Origin of the sequence: Roseibium aggregatum, assembly GCF_014692675.1 — a bacterium.
Classification (GTDB): domain Bacteria; phylum Pseudomonadota; class Alphaproteobacteria; order Rhizobiales; family Stappiaceae; genus Roseibium; species Roseibium aggregatum_C.
Map to the genome: position 1 here is coordinate 17,731 of NZ_JABFCZ010000004.1, position 15,740 is coordinate 33,470.

The following is a 15,740-nucleotide window of genomic DNA, read 5'->3' on the forward strand; positions in this document are numbered from 1 at the left end:
TGCCAATGCCGGTTCGATGAGCCCCATATCGTCAATCCGCCTGCGGAATGAACCTGCAACGTCTCCAGGGTCAGGACCCTGGTCGTCATCCAATACCGGCGGTCATCGGCAGTGACGGGTCTTACCGGCCCCGCGCCCGCATCTTCTCCGCCTCCGCCTTCTGCGGTTTTGCAACCGGCGCGCCGTAGGTGTTGGGGATCGCATCCTCGAAAACCTTGATCAGATCAAGCTCGTTCTCCTCTTCCTCGGAGACCGGCGCAAGGGCAAGATCGGTGTATTTGAGACGATCGGTATCCTTGAGAACGCGCCGGTGGATGCGGGAATATTTTAGGTAGAGCAGTCCCCAGGAAGAAATTTTGATGATGTGTTCCACGACCCGACGCGGATAGAAGATCAACGGATTCTCGATCTTCATGCCGTGGCGCCGCTGTTTTCTCACCTTGCGGCGCATGAAACCGGCTTCCAGCGGGTGGACTTTCTCGATGAAAATCGAGCCGTAAAATGCGCCCAGCCCCAACATTAACTGATTTGTTTTCAGTCCCCGGGCCGCCCCCCGGCGCAGAACGGTTTCAACGTGTTCAGCGGTATAGTACTGTTTCCAGGAATCCAGATAGACCTTCTCCCAATCCGCGTCGCTCATGACCGGATGATGTGAAACCCGGTGATTGAGGTCATACTTGTTTAGATCCGGATCCATCCAGATACCCTTTGCGGCCAGCTTCTGATGGTCTTCGGATCCGGGTAATGGCGTCAGATAAAAGAATTCAATCAGATCGAGTGGAAGCTCTTTCTTGAGGATCTCGATGTTCCGGCGGATCTTCTCCGGTGTGTCATCCGGGAAACCGAGGATGTAGCCTGCATAGGTGACAATACCGACGTCTTTCCATGCCTGCAGCATCTTGCGGTATTCCCAGATCTTGTTCTGGCGCTTCTTGGCCGCCATAAGCGCATCCGGGTCGATGTTTTCAAGGCCGATGAAGACACGGTTGCAGCCCGAGCGCGCGGCCATCTCGATGAAGCCGTCGAGGCGGTGGCACAACGTGTCCACCTGTATGATAAACTTGAAGCGAAGGCCTGCTTGTTCGCGCAGGTAGATCAACCGCTCCAGAATGGCCTTCCAGTTCCGGTTGCGGGCAAAATTGTCGTCGGTGATGAAAAAGCGCTTTATGCCCTGCTGATAATTCTGGCGGATGATCGCTTCGATGTCGTCCGGCGTGCGGTACCGCGACTTGCGGCCCTGGACATTGATGATCGTGCAGAACGAACACTGGTAAGGGCAGCCACGCCCGGAATCGAAACTGGTCAGGTGCCCGACAGTGTTGCGGATGTTGCTGCTCGGCAGATAGGGTCGCGATGCGCCGGTCATGTCCGGCATGTCGTGCATCACATTGTAGAGCGGCTTTTGCTCGCGGTTCCAAAGATCGCGCAGCAACGCGTCCATCCGCCCCTCGGCCTCGCCCGCATAAATCGTCGCGCCAAGACTTTGGGCTTCCGCGATCTCAGGCCGCGTTTCGGGCAGCATGGCAAGACAACCGGCCGCGTGGAAACCGCCAATGACCACCGGCACACCGGCCGCGCGGAACTGCCGGGTCAGGTCCAGTGCCCGGGGAAACTGGTTCGATTGCACCCCGACAAGTCCGACAAACCCGTTGTCGGCCGCCTTGATGCGGCGGATGATCTCATCGACCTTGATGACGGTGTTGGTTTCGTCGTGGGCGACAAGGTCGAAGGAGACGTCGGGTCCAAGCACCTGAGCGTCGGCGGCGTCGCGAACAAGCCCGTAGACCGAGGCCAACGAGTTCGAAGGGATTGCGTTTTTCCACCACTGAATGACGTAGCCATCGTCATCATAGTGCGATGGCTTGATCAGGACGATTGCGAAAGACTTCTTTTCGGTCATCGTCCCTCCCGAGATCGGCCGGATGGTTGGGCACGAAACGGGACTCTCGCCGCAACGCCCGAACAACATCCAAGTTGTCCCCCCAAATCTATTTGATACTTTGCCCCATTCTGAGCCGCCATTCAAGCAACCTGCCCGTGGCGGAAATCATCTAAATTCCCGGCACCACCAAACTATTTGCAAAGGTCATTGAGATGACAAACGAAATCTGTTCGATCGATCCGATTTTATGAGCATTTTTTTGAGTTTGCGAACCTCGAATTATGATAAATGCCCCGCGGGCGTCAGTGTGCGGCAATCTTCCGCTAGGATACCAAGGCCGCCCCTAGAGCGTTTTCGCGCCAGAGCGCGCAAGTCTGTGCGCGGGCGACCAAGCGAAACGAAAAGCTCTCCAAAACCGGTCAGATATGTCCCCACCAACTCTTTTTGGTGTCACGCCCGAAAATGTGGTAAGCGCCGGCAAAACACCATCGGGCTAGCAAACACCATCGGGAATGGACCATTGAGCGAACTGACCGTAGCGGAGGCGACGAACCGCATTTATCAATCCCTCGAGGCGGACAATCAGGACATTGACCTGCATATCGCGGCCCTCAAGGCGGCGTTGAAGCGTGAGGGCCTGAAAGAGGCTGTCCTCGACCCGGCCAGGCTCCCGCACAACAACCGGTCCGGCCGGAAGCTGCTCCAGGCCTACTTTCGCCAGCGCGGCGTGAAGGTCACATTCGCGTCTTCGTAACGCGAAGCGGACATCGCTCCACCGACGGTCCCGTCACCGCCTCGAATCCGGCCCAACCTCGCAAAACCAGTCGATCAGTCCGATGCAAAGGCATTGCTTAAGGCAGCAGTCTTCGATCGGGTCATCTCTCCGCTGCGCAACGAGCCAATTGCGTCTTGTTTTCCCGGTGGAAACATCGTCTGCGTGCCGGAGGTTCGAGCCCCTCCTCCGCCACCATTTCTTACCGGCGTCCCTCGCGGACCTCACCTCTATCCCTCGCGATCATTCGTGACCCGGTCCGGCTTCGGTCCGCATACCGTGCCGACGCTGTTCCTCTTCGATAATAGGGCGAATAGCTTCCGCCAGATGACCGAGGTGCCGGTCGATTGCCGCGCGAACGGCTTCGACATCCCGCGCCTCGAGCGCATCGAGAATCGCCCTGTGCTCGCCGATCACCCGCACCCTGTTCCGCTTCTGGCTGGCGGAGAGGAACCTCGCCCGCCACAGGCGCGCCAGATAGGCCCGGTGCGTCTCGGCAAGAGACGCGTTGTGCGATGCCTTGGCGATCGCGGTGTGAAACGCCATGTCGATCTCGAACAGGTCGAGCGGATCGGCCTGATCGTAACAATCGGACATGCGTTGGTTGACCGCGTTCAACTCGGCCAGATCGGCAACCGTGGCGTTCTCGCAGGCGAGTTCGGTAGAGAGCTTCTCAAGTGCCAGAAGCACGGCGACCTGGTCGGATATCTCCTTGAAGCTCGGCCTGGCCACGATCGGACTGCGCGACGGGCGCAGGATCACCAGTCCTTCTTTCGCCAGCATCCGGATTGCCTCGCGCATAGGCGTGCGGCTGACGCCAAGTTCCGAGGCGTTGTCCCTTTCCTTTATCGGAGCGTCGGGCGGCAGCTTGCCACGAAGAATATCCCGGCGAAGACGCACCGCGATTTCATCTGCCAAGCTTGCTTCCGACATTAAAATGCTCCGACGCGGTCAAAATTCGGCCCAATCCCGGCCTTTTCCGACCCGGGAATATCTTCACTTCCATGAGAGACGAAGGAATTCATGAATTTGGTATACCAAAATTCATTGATTGTCGAGGCTGCTTTCGTTAGCTTGGGTTTGGGATTGGTATACCAAAGCGGAGCAGATAACCGCAGCCAGAACCATATCAAAGGCCTTCGGAAGGCTGAATAGGGAGGAAAAGATATGCAATTTAAATCGATTATAACGTCGGTCGCGATCACTGCCATGATGGCCATTCCGGCGGCTGCCCAGGATACCCACCTCAGGATCCAGACGCACTATGGTCCGGAAACGATATCGGGCAAGAATGCCGCGCAGTTCGTCGATGATGTGCAGGTGATGTCGAACGGCGAAATCACGATCGAGATGTTCTATTCGTCCTCGGTCGTCGCCTCGGTCGAAACCTTCGACGCTGCGGCCAACGGCATCCTCGACTGCGACATGACCGGCGGCGCATACCAGACCGGTAAGAACCCAGCCTTCCAGTTCGTCGGCGACATCATGGGCGGCTACGACACGCCCTATCAGCAGCTTGGCTGGCTCTACAAGGGCGGCGGCTACGAGGCTGCCCAAAAGCTGTACAATGAATATGGCATGCAGCTCGTCGGCTGGTGGGTCGTCGGTCAGGAATCTTTTGCCTCCTCGAAGCCGATCGAAAATGTCGCGGACTTCAAGGACTGGAAATTCCGTTCGCCTCCGGGAATGGAAACCAAGATTTTCGAAAAACTCGGCGCCAAGCCGGTCGTGATGGACTTCACCGAAATCTTCACCGCGCTTGAGTCCGGCATCATCGATGGCGCCGACGCTTCGATCCTCGCCAACAACAAGGGCATGGGCCTCTATGACATCGTCAAGCACGCCACGTATCCGGGCTTCCATTCGATGCCTTCGGACCATCTGGCCTGCAACAAGGACGTTTGGGACAACATGCCCGAGCATCACCGCCGCATCATGGACACGGCGATGCAGAAGCTCGCGCTCCAGCAGGCTCTGACGGCGGAATTCGAAAACAACAAGGCCGCCGCCGAACTGCGCGCCGCAGGCGTGCAACTGCATGACCTCAGCCCGGAAGCCCGCGCGGCATTCCGCAAAGCTGCTGTTTCCACCTGGCCGGAGTTCGCCACCACCGACGAAGCCAAGGCCCTGGTCGCAAGCCATACCGCCTACCTGAAGTCTCAGGGCTGGATCGACTGATCACCCGACAGGCTTAGAAAACGCCGGCGGGTCCCGTTGCGGGCCCGCCGGCTTCCGGACCTTCTCCAATGGAGGTCCCGTTCCGGGAGGGGGGATATCTTATGGAACAGGAAGGAGTATGGCTGGGCGCGCTTCGGAAGCCGGTCAAATGGGCCATGTATGTGTCCCTGGCGGTTCTGGCGGCCAGTTATCTCTGGGTGATCTTCGCCGATCTTGCGCTCGGCTGGAATATCGGAATGCAGGAGATGCTTCGGCCGGACGGCAATCTGTCGGCTTATCTGATCCTTTGGTCTTTCTTCTGCTCCGTCCTCTTCTCCTCATTCTACCTTTCCGACAATATCGGCGTCATCGAGCCCCGGCCTGACGGCTTCTTCGACTGGTTTTCGCTGATCCTGGGCCGGGTCGGCATGATCGCCATCGTCTTCGTCGTCCTGGTGATGATTTACGAAGTCGTGGCGCGCTACGTTTTTGAAAAACCCACCCTTTGGGCGAACGAACTCTCGCTCTGGGTTGCCGGTTTCACCTTTCTGCTCGCCGGCCTCTATGCGATGCAGCAGCGCAGTCATATCCGAATTTACATCATTTACGACATCCTGCCCCGATGGGCACAAAAGACCTCGGATATCATCTCGGTCTTTCTGATCTGGTGCTTCACCATTGCCCTCGTCTGGGGCGGATACAACGAAGCCTCCGCGAAACTGCTGCGTTGGGAGAAATTCGGAACCGCCTGGGATCCGCCCCTACCGGCCACGCTGAAGACCGGGATCCTCGTCATCATTTCACTGGTCGCCATACAGGCGCTCTCCAATCTGATCGCCGACTGGAACAAAGCCCCGGAACACCATTCGCCGGCCGACGAAATCGACGACGTCGAAATCGAGAATATCCGCAGCACGCTGGGGGAGAAGAACTGACATGGAATTTCTCGAGTTCTTCTCCTGGATGAAAGTTTCCGATATCGGCACTCTCAGCATGATCCTGCTGATCGCGATGTTCTTTCTTCTGGCGATAGGCATGCCGCTCGGCTTCGCCTCCGCCTTTCTGGCCGTCGCCACGCTCGTCATGAAATTCGGCCCCGAACTGCTCTTCGGCCACTTCGGCCGTGGTCCGCTGAACGTCCTGGCTCAGGCGATTTACCGTCAAATGACGAACTACGTGCTGATATCGGTGCCACTCTTCATTTTCATGGCCGCGCTTCTCGAGCGCTCCGGCATTGCGCGGGACATGTATTCCTCACTCAATGTCTGGCTGTCCCGCACCCGTGGCGGCATCGCGTTCGTCACCGCAATCATGGCGGTGCTGATGGCGGCCATGTCCGGCATCATCGGCGGCGAGGTCGTGCTCCTCGGTCTGATCGCCCTGCCGCAAATGCTGCGCCTCGGCTACAATCAGAACCTGGCCATCGGGACGATCTGTGCCTCCGGCACACTCGGCACGATGATCCCTCCTTCCATCGTGCTGATCATGTATGGGCTCGTCACCGAAACCTCGATCAAGTCGCTCTTTACGGCCTCTTTCCTGCCCGGGTTCATGCTGGCATCGTTCTTCATCGTCTATATTTTCATCCGGACCCGGCTGAACCCCAGCCTGGCACCGCTCCCGGAAGCGGACCCGGACGACCCGCCCGGCAGCGAAAAGGCACTGATGTTTGCAGGTTTTCTTGCCCGCCTTACGCTGTGGGTCACCGGGGTGCTGCTGGTTCGCGCCCTCTTCTTCACGGCAACCGGCGCGAACGCGATCACGGAAGGTGTCGATCCGATTCCGCTCGGCATGGTTTCCGACATCCCCTACATCCTCGGCGCCGGCATCATTGCCGCGGCGCTTATCTTCTTCGCCATCGGCCGGGAGCGCACCTCCCGCGGCTGGCATCTCGGCCGCGGCCTGATCGCTCCGACCGTGGTGATCGGCGTGGTGCTTGGCTCGATCTACGGCGGCATTACGGGGATCACCGAGGCCGCCGGCATGGGTGTGATCGCGGTGTTCGTCATCGGACTCATCCGCCGCGAGATGACGCCGGACATCATCTGGGAGAGCATCATTCGCACGCTGCGATCCACCGGCACCATCATCTGGGTCACCATCGGCGCCGCCGCGCTTGCCGGCGCCTATACGCTCGCGGGCGGGCCGGCATACGTGGCAAACCTGATCGTCGGCTCCGAACTCCCCACCATGGGGGTCATCCTCATGATGATGGCAATCTTCCTGGTCATGGGCATGTTCATGGATTGGGTGGGTATCGTGCTTCTGATCATGCCGGTCTTCCTGCCCATCGTTGTGAAACTGCCGGCGGCGGAGATCGGCTTTCTCGGCGGCCTCGAACCGAAATTCGTCGCCATCTGGTTCGGCGTGGTCTTCTGCATGAACATGCAGGTGAGCTTCCTGTCGCCCCCCTTCGGCCCGGCAGCGTTCTATCTCAAATCCGTCGCGCCGGCGCATATTTCGCTGACCGACATCTTCAAGGGTTTCCTGCCCTTTATCGCGATACAGCTTCTCGCGTTGTCGGTCCTGCTGTTCTGGCCGTCAATCGTGACACTGTTCCTGTAGGTTCCGCGGCCTTGTCCCGGGGACGGCGAAACCATGCCGCCCCCGAGACCTTCGCGACACTCTGTCCTTCGATCCCTCAAGTGCAACCATGAAACCTGTTCGACTTTCCACCTCCGACACTGTCGTAACTGCAACCAGCGAAGTGGCACGCAGGAGCGTTCAGGGTCGCGACGCCCATGAATTCCTGCGGTGGCGGATCGGCGCGGTGACGTGATGAGAAAAGCTGACACTTTACGCGGCGGGCTGATCGGCGCCCATATTTCAAGGACGCGCCTGCCTGCGGCGCTGTCCCTTTTGTGTATCGATGCCGGATTGGCTCTTGAATTTGAACTGATAGATTCGGCGGAGGACGTCGATTTCGACCTTTCCGCCTGCCTCGCTGCCTGTCGCGACAAGGGCTGGAATGGCGTGAGTGTCACCCATCCGCACAAGATCGGCGCCTTCGAATGGCTGGACGGCAACCAGACCGATGAAGTGGCGAAGCTGGGATCCGTCAACATGATCGTCTTTGGTCCGACTACGTTTGGCACGAATACCGACTATACCGGCTTCCTCTCTGCCTGGCAGGCGGAGATGGGCAGCATCGCACCGGGGCGCGTCGCTCTGGCTGGCGCAGGCGGCGTCGGGCGCGCTTTGGGGCATGCGCTTGCCCGGCTCGGCGCGACCGAAATCGTTATCTTTGACGCCGCTCCCGAGCGCGCCAATGAGCTCGCCAAATCGATCGGCCCAACTGCGCGGAGCTGTTCACTCGTGGAAATCCCGGACATCATCCGCGATTTCGACGGGCTGGTGAACGCGACACCCATCGGAACCGCGGAGTACCCGGGCTCGGCCTTTCCCTCCCCCATACCTGGCGGGCCGACATGGGTCTTCGACGCGATCTATACGCCGACAGAAACGCAATTCATCCAGGATGGTCGCGCTGCCGGCGCCGAAATCATCACCGGCTTCAGCCTGTTCAAGCACATGGCCCTGCGAACGTTCGAAGCCTACACCGGGCGCACGCCGGATGCGGAGCAGATGCTTCCGCAGCTGGACGATTTAAAACCAGGATTGGAGTTCAAGTCATGACCAAACCACGGATCGGATTCATTGGATTGGGTTTGATGGGCGCCGCAATGGTCGAGCGTCTGCAAAGCCTCGGATATGAACTCACGGTGATTGCCAACCGCTCCCGCAAGGCCATCGACGACGCCGTGGCGCGCGGCGCCACGGAAGCCCGGACCTCGGCGGAACTTGCCGCCGCCTCGGATATCGTCATGTTCTGCATGGACACATCCGCCAGCGTCGAATCCCGGGTCTACGGAGATGACGGTGTCCTTGCCGGTGTGAAGGAGGGGTCGATCGTCATCGACTTCGGCACCTCCCTCCCCGGCTCGACGCAGAAAATAGGCGCTGACATGGCCGCGAAAGGCGCCGTTTATCTCGATGCGCCGCTCGGAAGAACCCCCGCCCATGCCAGGGACGGTCTCCTGAACATCATGTGCTCGGGCGATGAGGCGGCCTACCGGAAGGTCAAGCCGGTGCTCGATGATCTGGGCGAAAACGTCTTCCACCTCGGGCCGCTCGGCACCGGCCATACGATCAAGCTCATAAACAACTTCTTCGCTATGACCACGGCCTGCGCCATGGCCGAAGCATTCGCGATGGCCGATCGCGCCGGAGTCCCGCGTGACAAGCTCTATCAGGTGATGTCCGCGGGTCCGCTTCATTCCGGCATGATGGACTTCGTCAGGAACTTCGCCATGGAAGGAAAAATCGACCTGGCCTTCTCATTGGACAACGCGTCCAAGGACGTCGGCTATTATCGCCAGATGGCCGAAGGGCTTGGCGCGAATTCGCGCATGAGCTCGGCTGCGGCCGGCACGCTGAAGGAAGCGCTTGGCGCCGGCTGGGGGGATCGCATGGTTCCCGAAATCGTCGATTATCTGGCGGGGAGCCTGGACAGGAAATGAGACTTCAGGGCAAACGCGCGTTCGTAACCGCGGCGGGTCAGGGTATCGGCCGCGCCATCGCCGAACGCTTCTCCGCGGAAGGCGCCTATGTCGTGGCGACCGATCTGAAGAATGATCTTTTGGCCGGTCTCGGCACCGCCGAGGCCTTTGCACTCGACGTAACCGACAAGGCCGCCCTTCAGGCGGCGGTGGAAAACGCCAAGGCCGATATCCTCGTCAACTGCGCGGGCTTTGTCCATGCGGGCACCATTGCCGAAGCGACCGATGCCGACTTCGACGTTGCGATGAACCTCAACGTCCGCTCGCAGTTTCACGCGATGCAGGCGGCTCTGCCGGGCATGGTGGAACGCGGACACGGATCCATCGTGAATATCGCCTCCGTCGCTTCCTCGATCATCGCAGCGCCGAACCGGTTCATCTACGGCATGTCCAAGGCAGCCGTGATCGGAATGACAAAATCGGTTGCGATCGACTACGTGACCAAGGGGGTCCGCTGCAACTGCATCTGCCCCGGCACGGTCGAAAGCCCGTCGCTGCAGAACAGGCTCCGTGCCATGGGTGATTATGAAACCGCCCGCGCCACCTTCATCGCCCGCCAGCCCATGGGACGGATCGGAACACCAGAGGAAGTCGCGGCGCTAGCGCTCTACCTCGGCTCCGATGAATCCGGCTTCACCACCGGTCAGGCGCATGTGATCGATGGTGGCTGGGCCGCAGGCTGACACGGAGCAAACGGTCATGGCGGCAGCATCTCTCTCATCCCCGCGCGCGTACCGGATCGCTGCTTGTGTCATCTGCTGGGCATTCGGTTTCGCCCTTGTCGCCGCCAATCCGGGTGCGGCTTCCGATGCGAATGCCGGAGCGGATCTGTCCGGAACCGAAAGCTGCGTTTCTACGGCAGTTGAAGCACAACGCCCGCCCGGCGACTGCCTGATGGAACTTCATGCTCCCTGCATGGCTTTCCCTCCCAATTCGAAAGCGCTGGCCACGCTCTGTTTCGTAAACACGCGAAAGAACTGGGACGCCCGGATCAAGGAACGGCTGAGCACAATAGCAAAGACCGCGGCCCCCAGGATCGCTTCCATTGCCAATATCGAAAGCCGTTATGATCTTCTGTCCAATCTCCTGCAGTGCGACCGGCTGGACGAACTCTCGGCGCTTTATCAGACGGCAGACGAAGACAGGCTCCTGCAGAAGAAACGATGTGAAGCCGCAGCGGCGGGACTGGCCTATATCCGCTTGCTGGTGCGTTCGGAGACCCTCAAATGACGTCACGCTCGGCCTTCTGGCGGGGGTTTGCGGACTGTGCGCCCTTCATCCTGATCGTCATTCCCTATTCGATGATGTTCGGCGTCGTCGCGCGCGACGCGGGTCTCGATGTCTTCCGAACCATGGCGATGTCGGTCCTGGTGATCGCCGGAGCATCCCAGTTCACAGCGCTCACCCTTTTGAAGGAAGATGCTCCCGTCTTCGTCGCCCTGTTGACGGCTCTCGTCGTCAACCTGCGGATGGCGATCTATTCCGCGGCGCTTGTGCCGCACCTTGGCCATGCACGTCTGGGGGTTCGGGCGCTCATGGCCTATCTGATGGTCGATCAGGCGTTTGCGGTCGCCGTGAAACGTTATGAAAGCCCGCCGCCTCTCTCACCGGCGGAAAGGGTGGCCTACTACTTCGGCTGCATGATGCTGATCTGCCCGTTCTGGTATGGCGGCACGTTGGCAGGCGCCATCCTGGGCCAGGCAATCCCGGCGTCGCTTTCGATCGATTTCGCCGTACCTGTCTGTTTCATCGCGCTCGTCGCACCGGGTCTTCGAAGCCTGCCGCATGTGGTGGCGGCGCTGACGTCCGTGGCCGCCATGCTGGTCTTTTCCGGACTGCCGTGGAGCCTTGGCCTTCTCGTTGCAACCCTGTGCGCCATGGGGGCGGGCGTCCAGACGGAGCTTTACATGCGCCGCCGTGCAGACCGGAGAACCACGGCATGATCGATGATCGCGCTTTCTGGCTTCTGACCGCGGGCCTCGGGATCGGAACCTATCTGATCCGGTTTTCCTTTCTCGGCCTTTTGGGCGGGCGAACCTTGCCTCAGTGGCTGCTGATGCATCTGAAATACGTAGGCGCCGCCGTCTTCCCGGCCATGATCACGCCGCTGGTCCTCTGGCCCGAGGCGACCGGCGGACAGATCGATCCGGCACGCCTGATCGCGGCAGCGGCGGCCTTCGTTGTCGGCATGCGATTTTCCGTCCTCGGTGCGATTTTCACCGGGATGGGCAGTCTCTACCTCTTGCAGGCACTCGGGCTCTGAAAAGCCATTCGCGCCTGTATTCGTCAAACTCCGGGAGATTTCCTTGATGGAGAATCATACCATTTTCCCGAAGCACAAACGGCCCCGTAAAAGGCTGCAACTGACAGGCTCGAAGAGATCCTGTTCGAACAGGGGAGTGATTGACATGAGCGCAGTTTTCGCCTGTGCGGGATCTACGAATCCGATTTGCATTGCTATAACCACGGCGGCTTCGGATGACTTCCTCCCATCCATGCCTTCTCCTCACCTGTCCGGGGTCTGAAATGAAGATCACCGCCCTTGAAACCGTTCGCATCGCCGAGCGCCCGAACATTCTCTGGCTGCTCGTCCACACCGACGAAGGCATCACCGGTCTCGGAGAAACTTTTTACGGCGCGCGTACGGTCGAGGCCCATGTTCACGAGACCCTGGCGCCGCTGATGATCGGCGAAGACCCGCTCAGAATCGAGTATCTCTCGCGACGGGCCGAAGGCTACCTCGGGTGGCGGTCTTCGGGAGCCGAAACCCGGGGGAACTCGGCCTTCGATATCGCGCTGTGGGACCTCGCCGGCAAGGCCACAGGCCAACCGATCGCCCAGCTTCTGGGAGGCTTCACCCGCACGGCAATCCGCACCTACAACACCTGCGCGGGAACGGACTACATAAAAGACGAGACCGGTCAGCAGAGCGGCAACTACGGTCTTGGCATCGGAGGCAATTACGATGACCTGGACGGATTCCTGAACCGGGCCGACGAACTGGCACAGTCCCTTCTTGAGGATGGGATAACCGCGATGAAGATTTGGCCCTTCGACATGGCGGCGGAAAAAACGCAAGGCCGTGACATCTCGGCCGAGGATCTGAAGGCAGCCCTTGTTCCTTTTGAAAAGATCCGCGCTGCCGTCGGCGACAAGATGGATATCATGGTCGAGTTCCACTCGATGTGGCAGTTGCTGCCGGCGATGAAAATCGCGAAGGCTCTGACACCTTTTGCGACCTACTGGCACGAGGACCCGATCCGCCTCGACAGTCTGGACCTGCTCAGACGCTACGCAAATGTGTCACCCGCGCCGGTTTGCGCCTCTGAGACACTCGGCGGCATCGGTGCTTTCCGCGACCTGATAGCAACAGGGGTGGCCGGCGTCGTCATGCTCGATCTCAGCTGGTGTGGTGGGATCACGACCGCGCGCAAGGTCGCGGCTCTTGCCGAAGCCGAGAATCTTCCCATCGCACCACATGACTGCACCGGCCCGGTGGTCCTGGCCGCCTCGACCCATCTGTCCCTGGCCGCGCCCAATGCACTCATTCAGGAGAGCGTGCGCGCGTTCTACCGGACCTGGTACCGGGATCTCGTCACGGCCCTTCCCGAAGTCGAACATGGCATAATCACGGTGCCGCCCGGGCCTGGGCTTGGCCTCGAATTAGCCCCGGATCTGAACCAGCGCTACACCGTGATCTCTCAGACCAGCCGTGCGGAGGACCTCTAGGGTACGGCCATCGAGCGCGGTTGATCGGACATCAGGACCGATCCTATAGTGTGAGGAAAAGTGCGACACATGCGAAGGAGGCGCCGTGGCCGCATCGGGAGATATCGATCTTGCGAGCTCCGGCCGGCCGGGCTGGAACCCGTTTTCGAAACCGCACTTCGTAACCAGCGATTATCGCATCGCTCAGGACCACCTTGAGAAATCGAGCAAGGGGCTCTTCCAGCTATCGATTCCCCACAACGGGCTGTTTCACCAATACTCCTCGAAAGCGCGGCTGCTGGGCGAAAGCCGCGTCACCGTCGTCAACATCGACAGTGAAGCCGGATACCGGATCGACATGAACGCCGATCCGGACCTGATCTATGTCCAGGTCCTGCTGAAAGGCTCCGCCCTTTACCGGCAGAGCACCACACGGATCGAGGCGCGCAGTGCCCAACTGGTCCTGCAGGAAGCGCGTGCGATAACGCGCAAGGATTGGGGCGGTCCGACCCAACTGATGGCCTTCCGGCTCAGCCGCCGCGCCCTTGAACGGCTGGCCGCCCGGACGATGGGCGCATTGGGATCCCGTCCCCTGGACTTCGACACGATCCAGGTGATCGATCTGGAGCGCGTACCGACGCTCTGGCACCACATTCTCATGATCTACAACGATCTGCTGGAGCCGACCCCGTTCCTCAACGGTCCAAGTGCAGAGCATGCCGAGCAAATTCTTTTGCACCTGCTGCTTCAGTCCATTCCGAACAGTCACAGTGGCATGCAATTCTCCGCGCCCGCCCAATCCGCCGCACCCTATTATGTTCGCCGGGTCGAGGACTTCATCCGCAACCACGCCCGGGAACAGATCGACATTGAAGACATGATCCGGGCAGCCGGCGTGAGTGCGCGGTCCATCTATCTCGGTTTTCGAAGATTCCGGGATACGACGCCGATGTCCTATCTGAAGGAAGTCCGCCTGAATCTCGCGCGCCGCGCGTTGCTTGAGGCACCGGAGAACAAGGCCATGCCTGTCACCGTAATTGCCCTCGATTGCGGCTACGCAAATCCGAGCCAGTTTTCCCGTGATTACCGCAACCGGTTTCGTGAGACCCCCACGGAAACCGCGCGACGCGCTTCGTATTTTGGAGCCACGCCCCGCGACGAGACGGCAGGCTAACCGCCCGCCCACCGGAAGAAAACGCTTCTTGCCAGACTTGCGGCGGTCGGTCCTTCAATTGCACTGTGGCGCAATCCCTTGCAGCCGGTGAAAAGACGCCGGTCTCCGCGATGATAATATGAGGCGATCTGACGACTTGCCCCGCTCGCAGCGATCCGGTGGAGAAAGACATGTACGCAAAAAGAATCATCGTCATCGGCGCCGGGATCGGCGGGCTCGCCGCTGCCCTGGGCCTGCAGCGCAGGGGGTTCAAGGTCGCCGTTGACGAGCGTGCACGGGAAATTCGCGAAGTCGGAGCGGGCCTGATCGTCACCGCCAACGCGCGCCGCGCGCTCCATGATCTGGGCGTCGATGAGGATCTTGAACGGCTCTCGTGCTGCGTGCCGATCATGTACACCTGCAATTATCAAACCGGCGAGATCATCCGGGAACACCCGAATGCGGGGATCCGCGAGAAATACGGGTTCGCCACTCTTCAGGTTCACCGCGCGGATCTGCACACCCTCCTCATGAATGCCGTCGCGGCGAACGATCCGGAAGCCCTTCACCCCGGACATGAATTCGTCGGCCTCGACGAGACTGAAACCGGTGTTACGGTCCGCTTCGCGAACGGAGCGACGGACAGCGGCGATGCGCTCATCGGCGCCGACGGCAACGCCTCGGCAATCCGCGCGCTCCTGTTCCCCGGCGTGGCGACGACCTTCAACGGCCAGGTCGCCTTCCGCGCCCTCCTCCCGGCGAACGCGGTGCCGGACCGCGTCAACGAAATCGGACAGGGCATGTATGCCGGCCCGCAGAGATACATCCTCCACTACCCGTTGCGCGGCGGCCGCATCATGAACATCATCGGATGCGGGCAGGCAACGGCATGGGAGGAGGAAGGCTGGGCGATCCCCGCGACGAATGACGAATTCTTAAACGCCTACTGCGATTTCGCGCCCCACCTGCTCGAAATGATCGGGAACATTCCCGAGGGCGGGCTTTTCAAATGGGGGCTCCGGGACCGCGAACCGCTGGCAACCTGGACGACGGACCGCGTGGGAATGCTCGGCGACGCGGCCCACCCCATGACCCCCTTCCTCGGACAGGGCGCCTGCCTCGCGATCGAGGACGGCATGCTGCTGGCACGCGCCTTCGCGGCCTCCGAAAGCGTGAAAGAGGCGCTCGTGCGATACGAAGGAGCGCGCAAGGAGCGCGGCAACGGCGTTCAGCTGATGTCCCTGGAAGAAGGCCGGGCGCTGCAAGATCCGAGAATCCCTCGAAAGACCGCGGTCGACAGGGGACTTCTGAAATACGACCCGGTGACCGTGCCGGTCTGATCACCGCCATATTCCGATCTTTGACCGCAACCATATATGCAATTTTCTCATTCTTCCGCGTATTGATGCGCAAGAAGCTTGATAACGACATGCTCCCCTGATGGTCCTCGTTTACACGTCCGCTTGGTTCGCAGTTGTTCCGTGCCCCCGTGTTTGGGTTGCCCTGCAC

Annotated in this window: 15 protein-coding genes; 13 read left to right on the top strand and 2 right to left on the bottom strand. The window is 60.2% G+C overall.

Annotated features, from left to right (window positions below):
- Positions 1-121: 121 nt before the first annotated feature.
- Positions 122-1,900, bottom strand: a complete 1,779-nt coding sequence (locus HK439_RS03760; RefSeq protein ID WP_190290044.1) for a B12-binding domain-containing radical SAM protein — start codon at positions 1,898-1,900, stop codon at positions 122-124.
- A gap of 502 nt (positions 1,901-2,402) precedes the next feature.
- Here HK439_RS03760 and HK439_RS03765 point away from each other — a divergent pair.
- Positions 2,403-2,636 carry a hypothetical protein gene (locus HK439_RS03765; protein ID WP_190290045.1) on the top strand — a complete coding sequence of 78 codons (234 nt, stop codon included), beginning with the start codon at positions 2,403-2,405 and terminating at the stop codon, positions 2,634-2,636.
- 261 nt (positions 2,637-2,897) lie between these two features.
- On the opposite strand, the gene HK439_RS03770 is transcribed toward HK439_RS03765, so the two are convergent.
- On the bottom strand, positions 2,898-3,572 hold the full coding sequence (locus tag HK439_RS03770) for a GntR family transcriptional regulator (RefSeq protein WP_235987575.1): 675 nt from the start codon (positions 3,570-3,572) through the stop codon (positions 2,898-2,900).
- A gap of 249 nt (positions 3,573-3,821) precedes the next feature.
- Between HK439_RS03770 and HK439_RS03775 the strand changes: the two genes are divergently transcribed.
- The 12 genes from HK439_RS03775 to HK439_RS03830 all read left to right on the top strand — a co-directional run bounded on the left by HK439_RS03775 (position 3,822) and on the right by HK439_RS03830 (position 15,571).
- Positions 3,822-4,832, top strand: a complete 1,011-nt coding sequence (locus HK439_RS03775; protein WP_190290047.1) for a TRAP transporter substrate-binding protein — start codon at positions 3,822-3,824, stop codon at positions 4,830-4,832.
- A gap of 101 nt (positions 4,833-4,933) precedes the next feature.
- On the top strand, positions 4,934-5,746 hold the full coding sequence (locus HK439_RS03780) for a TRAP transporter small permease subunit (RefSeq protein WP_190290048.1): 813 nt from the start codon (positions 4,934-4,936) through the stop codon (positions 5,744-5,746).
- A gap of 1 nt (position 5,747) precedes the next feature.
- Complete coding sequence (locus tag HK439_RS03785; RefSeq protein ID WP_235987576.1) at positions 5,748-7,376, top strand: TRAP transporter large permease; 1,629 nt, start codon at positions 5,748-5,750, stop codon at positions 7,374-7,376.
- A gap of 213 nt (positions 7,377-7,589) precedes the next feature.
- A complete protein-coding gene (locus HK439_RS03790; RefSeq protein ID WP_190290049.1) occupies positions 7,590-8,447 on the top strand; it encodes a shikimate dehydrogenase family protein in 858 nt (285 codons plus the stop codon).
- A complete protein-coding gene (locus HK439_RS03795; protein ID WP_190290251.1) occupies positions 8,444-9,331 on the top strand; it encodes an NAD(P)-dependent oxidoreductase in 888 nt (295 codons plus the stop codon). Before HK439_RS03790 ends, HK439_RS03795 begins: the two co-directional genes overlap by 4 nt.
- Positions 9,328-10,053, top strand: a complete 726-nt coding sequence (locus HK439_RS03800; RefSeq protein ID WP_190290050.1) for an SDR family oxidoreductase — start codon at positions 9,328-9,330, stop codon at positions 10,051-10,053. The genes HK439_RS03795 and HK439_RS03800 overlap by 4 nt, the downstream gene beginning before the upstream one ends.
- A gap of 16 nt (positions 10,054-10,069) precedes the next feature.
- Complete coding sequence (locus HK439_RS03805) at positions 10,070-10,600, top strand: hypothetical protein (protein ID WP_190290051.1); 531 nt, start codon at positions 10,070-10,072, stop codon at positions 10,598-10,600.
- A complete protein-coding gene (locus tag HK439_RS03810; RefSeq protein ID WP_190290052.1) occupies positions 10,597-11,313 on the top strand; it encodes an AzlC family ABC transporter permease in 717 nt (238 codons plus the stop codon). Before HK439_RS03805 ends, HK439_RS03810 begins: the two co-directional genes overlap by 4 nt.
- On the top strand, positions 11,310-11,633 hold the full coding sequence (locus HK439_RS03815; RefSeq protein WP_190290053.1) for an AzlD domain-containing protein: 324 nt from the start codon (positions 11,310-11,312) through the stop codon (positions 11,631-11,633). The genes HK439_RS03810 and HK439_RS03815 overlap by 4 nt, the downstream gene beginning before the upstream one ends.
- A gap of 263 nt (positions 11,634-11,896) precedes the next feature.
- A complete protein-coding gene (locus HK439_RS03820; RefSeq protein ID WP_190290054.1) occupies positions 11,897-13,099 on the top strand; it encodes a mandelate racemase/muconate lactonizing enzyme family protein in 1,203 nt (400 codons plus the stop codon).
- Positions 13,100-13,184: 85 nt separating this feature from the next.
- Positions 13,185-14,252: an AraC family transcriptional regulator gene (locus HK439_RS03825; RefSeq protein WP_190290055.1), complete on the top strand. Its 1,068-nt coding sequence runs from the start codon at positions 13,185-13,187 to the stop codon at positions 14,250-14,252.
- A 170-nt stretch (positions 14,253-14,422) separates the two neighbouring features.
- Complete coding sequence (locus HK439_RS03830; RefSeq protein WP_190290056.1) at positions 14,423-15,571, top strand: FAD-dependent monooxygenase; 1,149 nt, start codon at positions 14,423-14,425, stop codon at positions 15,569-15,571.
- The last annotated feature ends 169 nt before the right edge of the window (positions 15,572-15,740 follow it).

Coding starts and splice junctions, on each gene's coding strand:
- HK439_RS03760 (WP_190290044.1), bottom strand. CDS start 1,900: ATGACCGAAAAGAAGTCTTTCGCAATCGTCCTGATCAAGCCATCGCAC.
- HK439_RS03775 (WP_190290047.1), top strand. CDS start 3,822: ATGCAATTTAAATCGATTATAACGTCGGTCGCGATCACTGCCATGATG.
- HK439_RS03780 (WP_190290048.1), top strand. CDS start 4,934: ATGGAACAGGAAGGAGTATGGCTGGGCGCGCTTCGGAAGCCGGTCAAA.
- HK439_RS03785 (WP_235987576.1), top strand. CDS start 5,748: ATGGAATTTCTCGAGTTCTTCTCCTGGATGAAAGTTTCCGATATCGGC.
- HK439_RS03790 (WP_190290049.1), top strand. CDS start 7,590: ATGAGAAAAGCTGACACTTTACGCGGCGGGCTGATCGGCGCCCATATT.
- HK439_RS03795 (WP_190290251.1), top strand. CDS start 8,444: ATGACCAAACCACGGATCGGATTCATTGGATTGGGTTTGATGGGCGCC.
- HK439_RS03800 (WP_190290050.1), top strand. CDS start 9,328: ATGAGACTTCAGGGCAAACGCGCGTTCGTAACCGCGGCGGGTCAGGGT.
- HK439_RS03805 (WP_190290051.1), top strand. CDS start 10,070: ATGGCGGCAGCATCTCTCTCATCCCCGCGCGCGTACCGGATCGCTGCT.
- HK439_RS03810 (WP_190290052.1), top strand. CDS start 10,597: ATGACGTCACGCTCGGCCTTCTGGCGGGGGTTTGCGGACTGTGCGCCC.
- HK439_RS03815 (WP_190290053.1), top strand. CDS start 11,310: ATGATCGATGATCGCGCTTTCTGGCTTCTGACCGCGGGCCTCGGGATC.
- HK439_RS03820 (WP_190290054.1), top strand. CDS start 11,897: ATGAAGATCACCGCCCTTGAAACCGTTCGCATCGCCGAGCGCCCGAAC.
- HK439_RS03830 (WP_190290056.1), top strand. CDS start 14,423: ATGTACGCAAAAAGAATCATCGTCATCGGCGCCGGGATCGGCGGGCTC.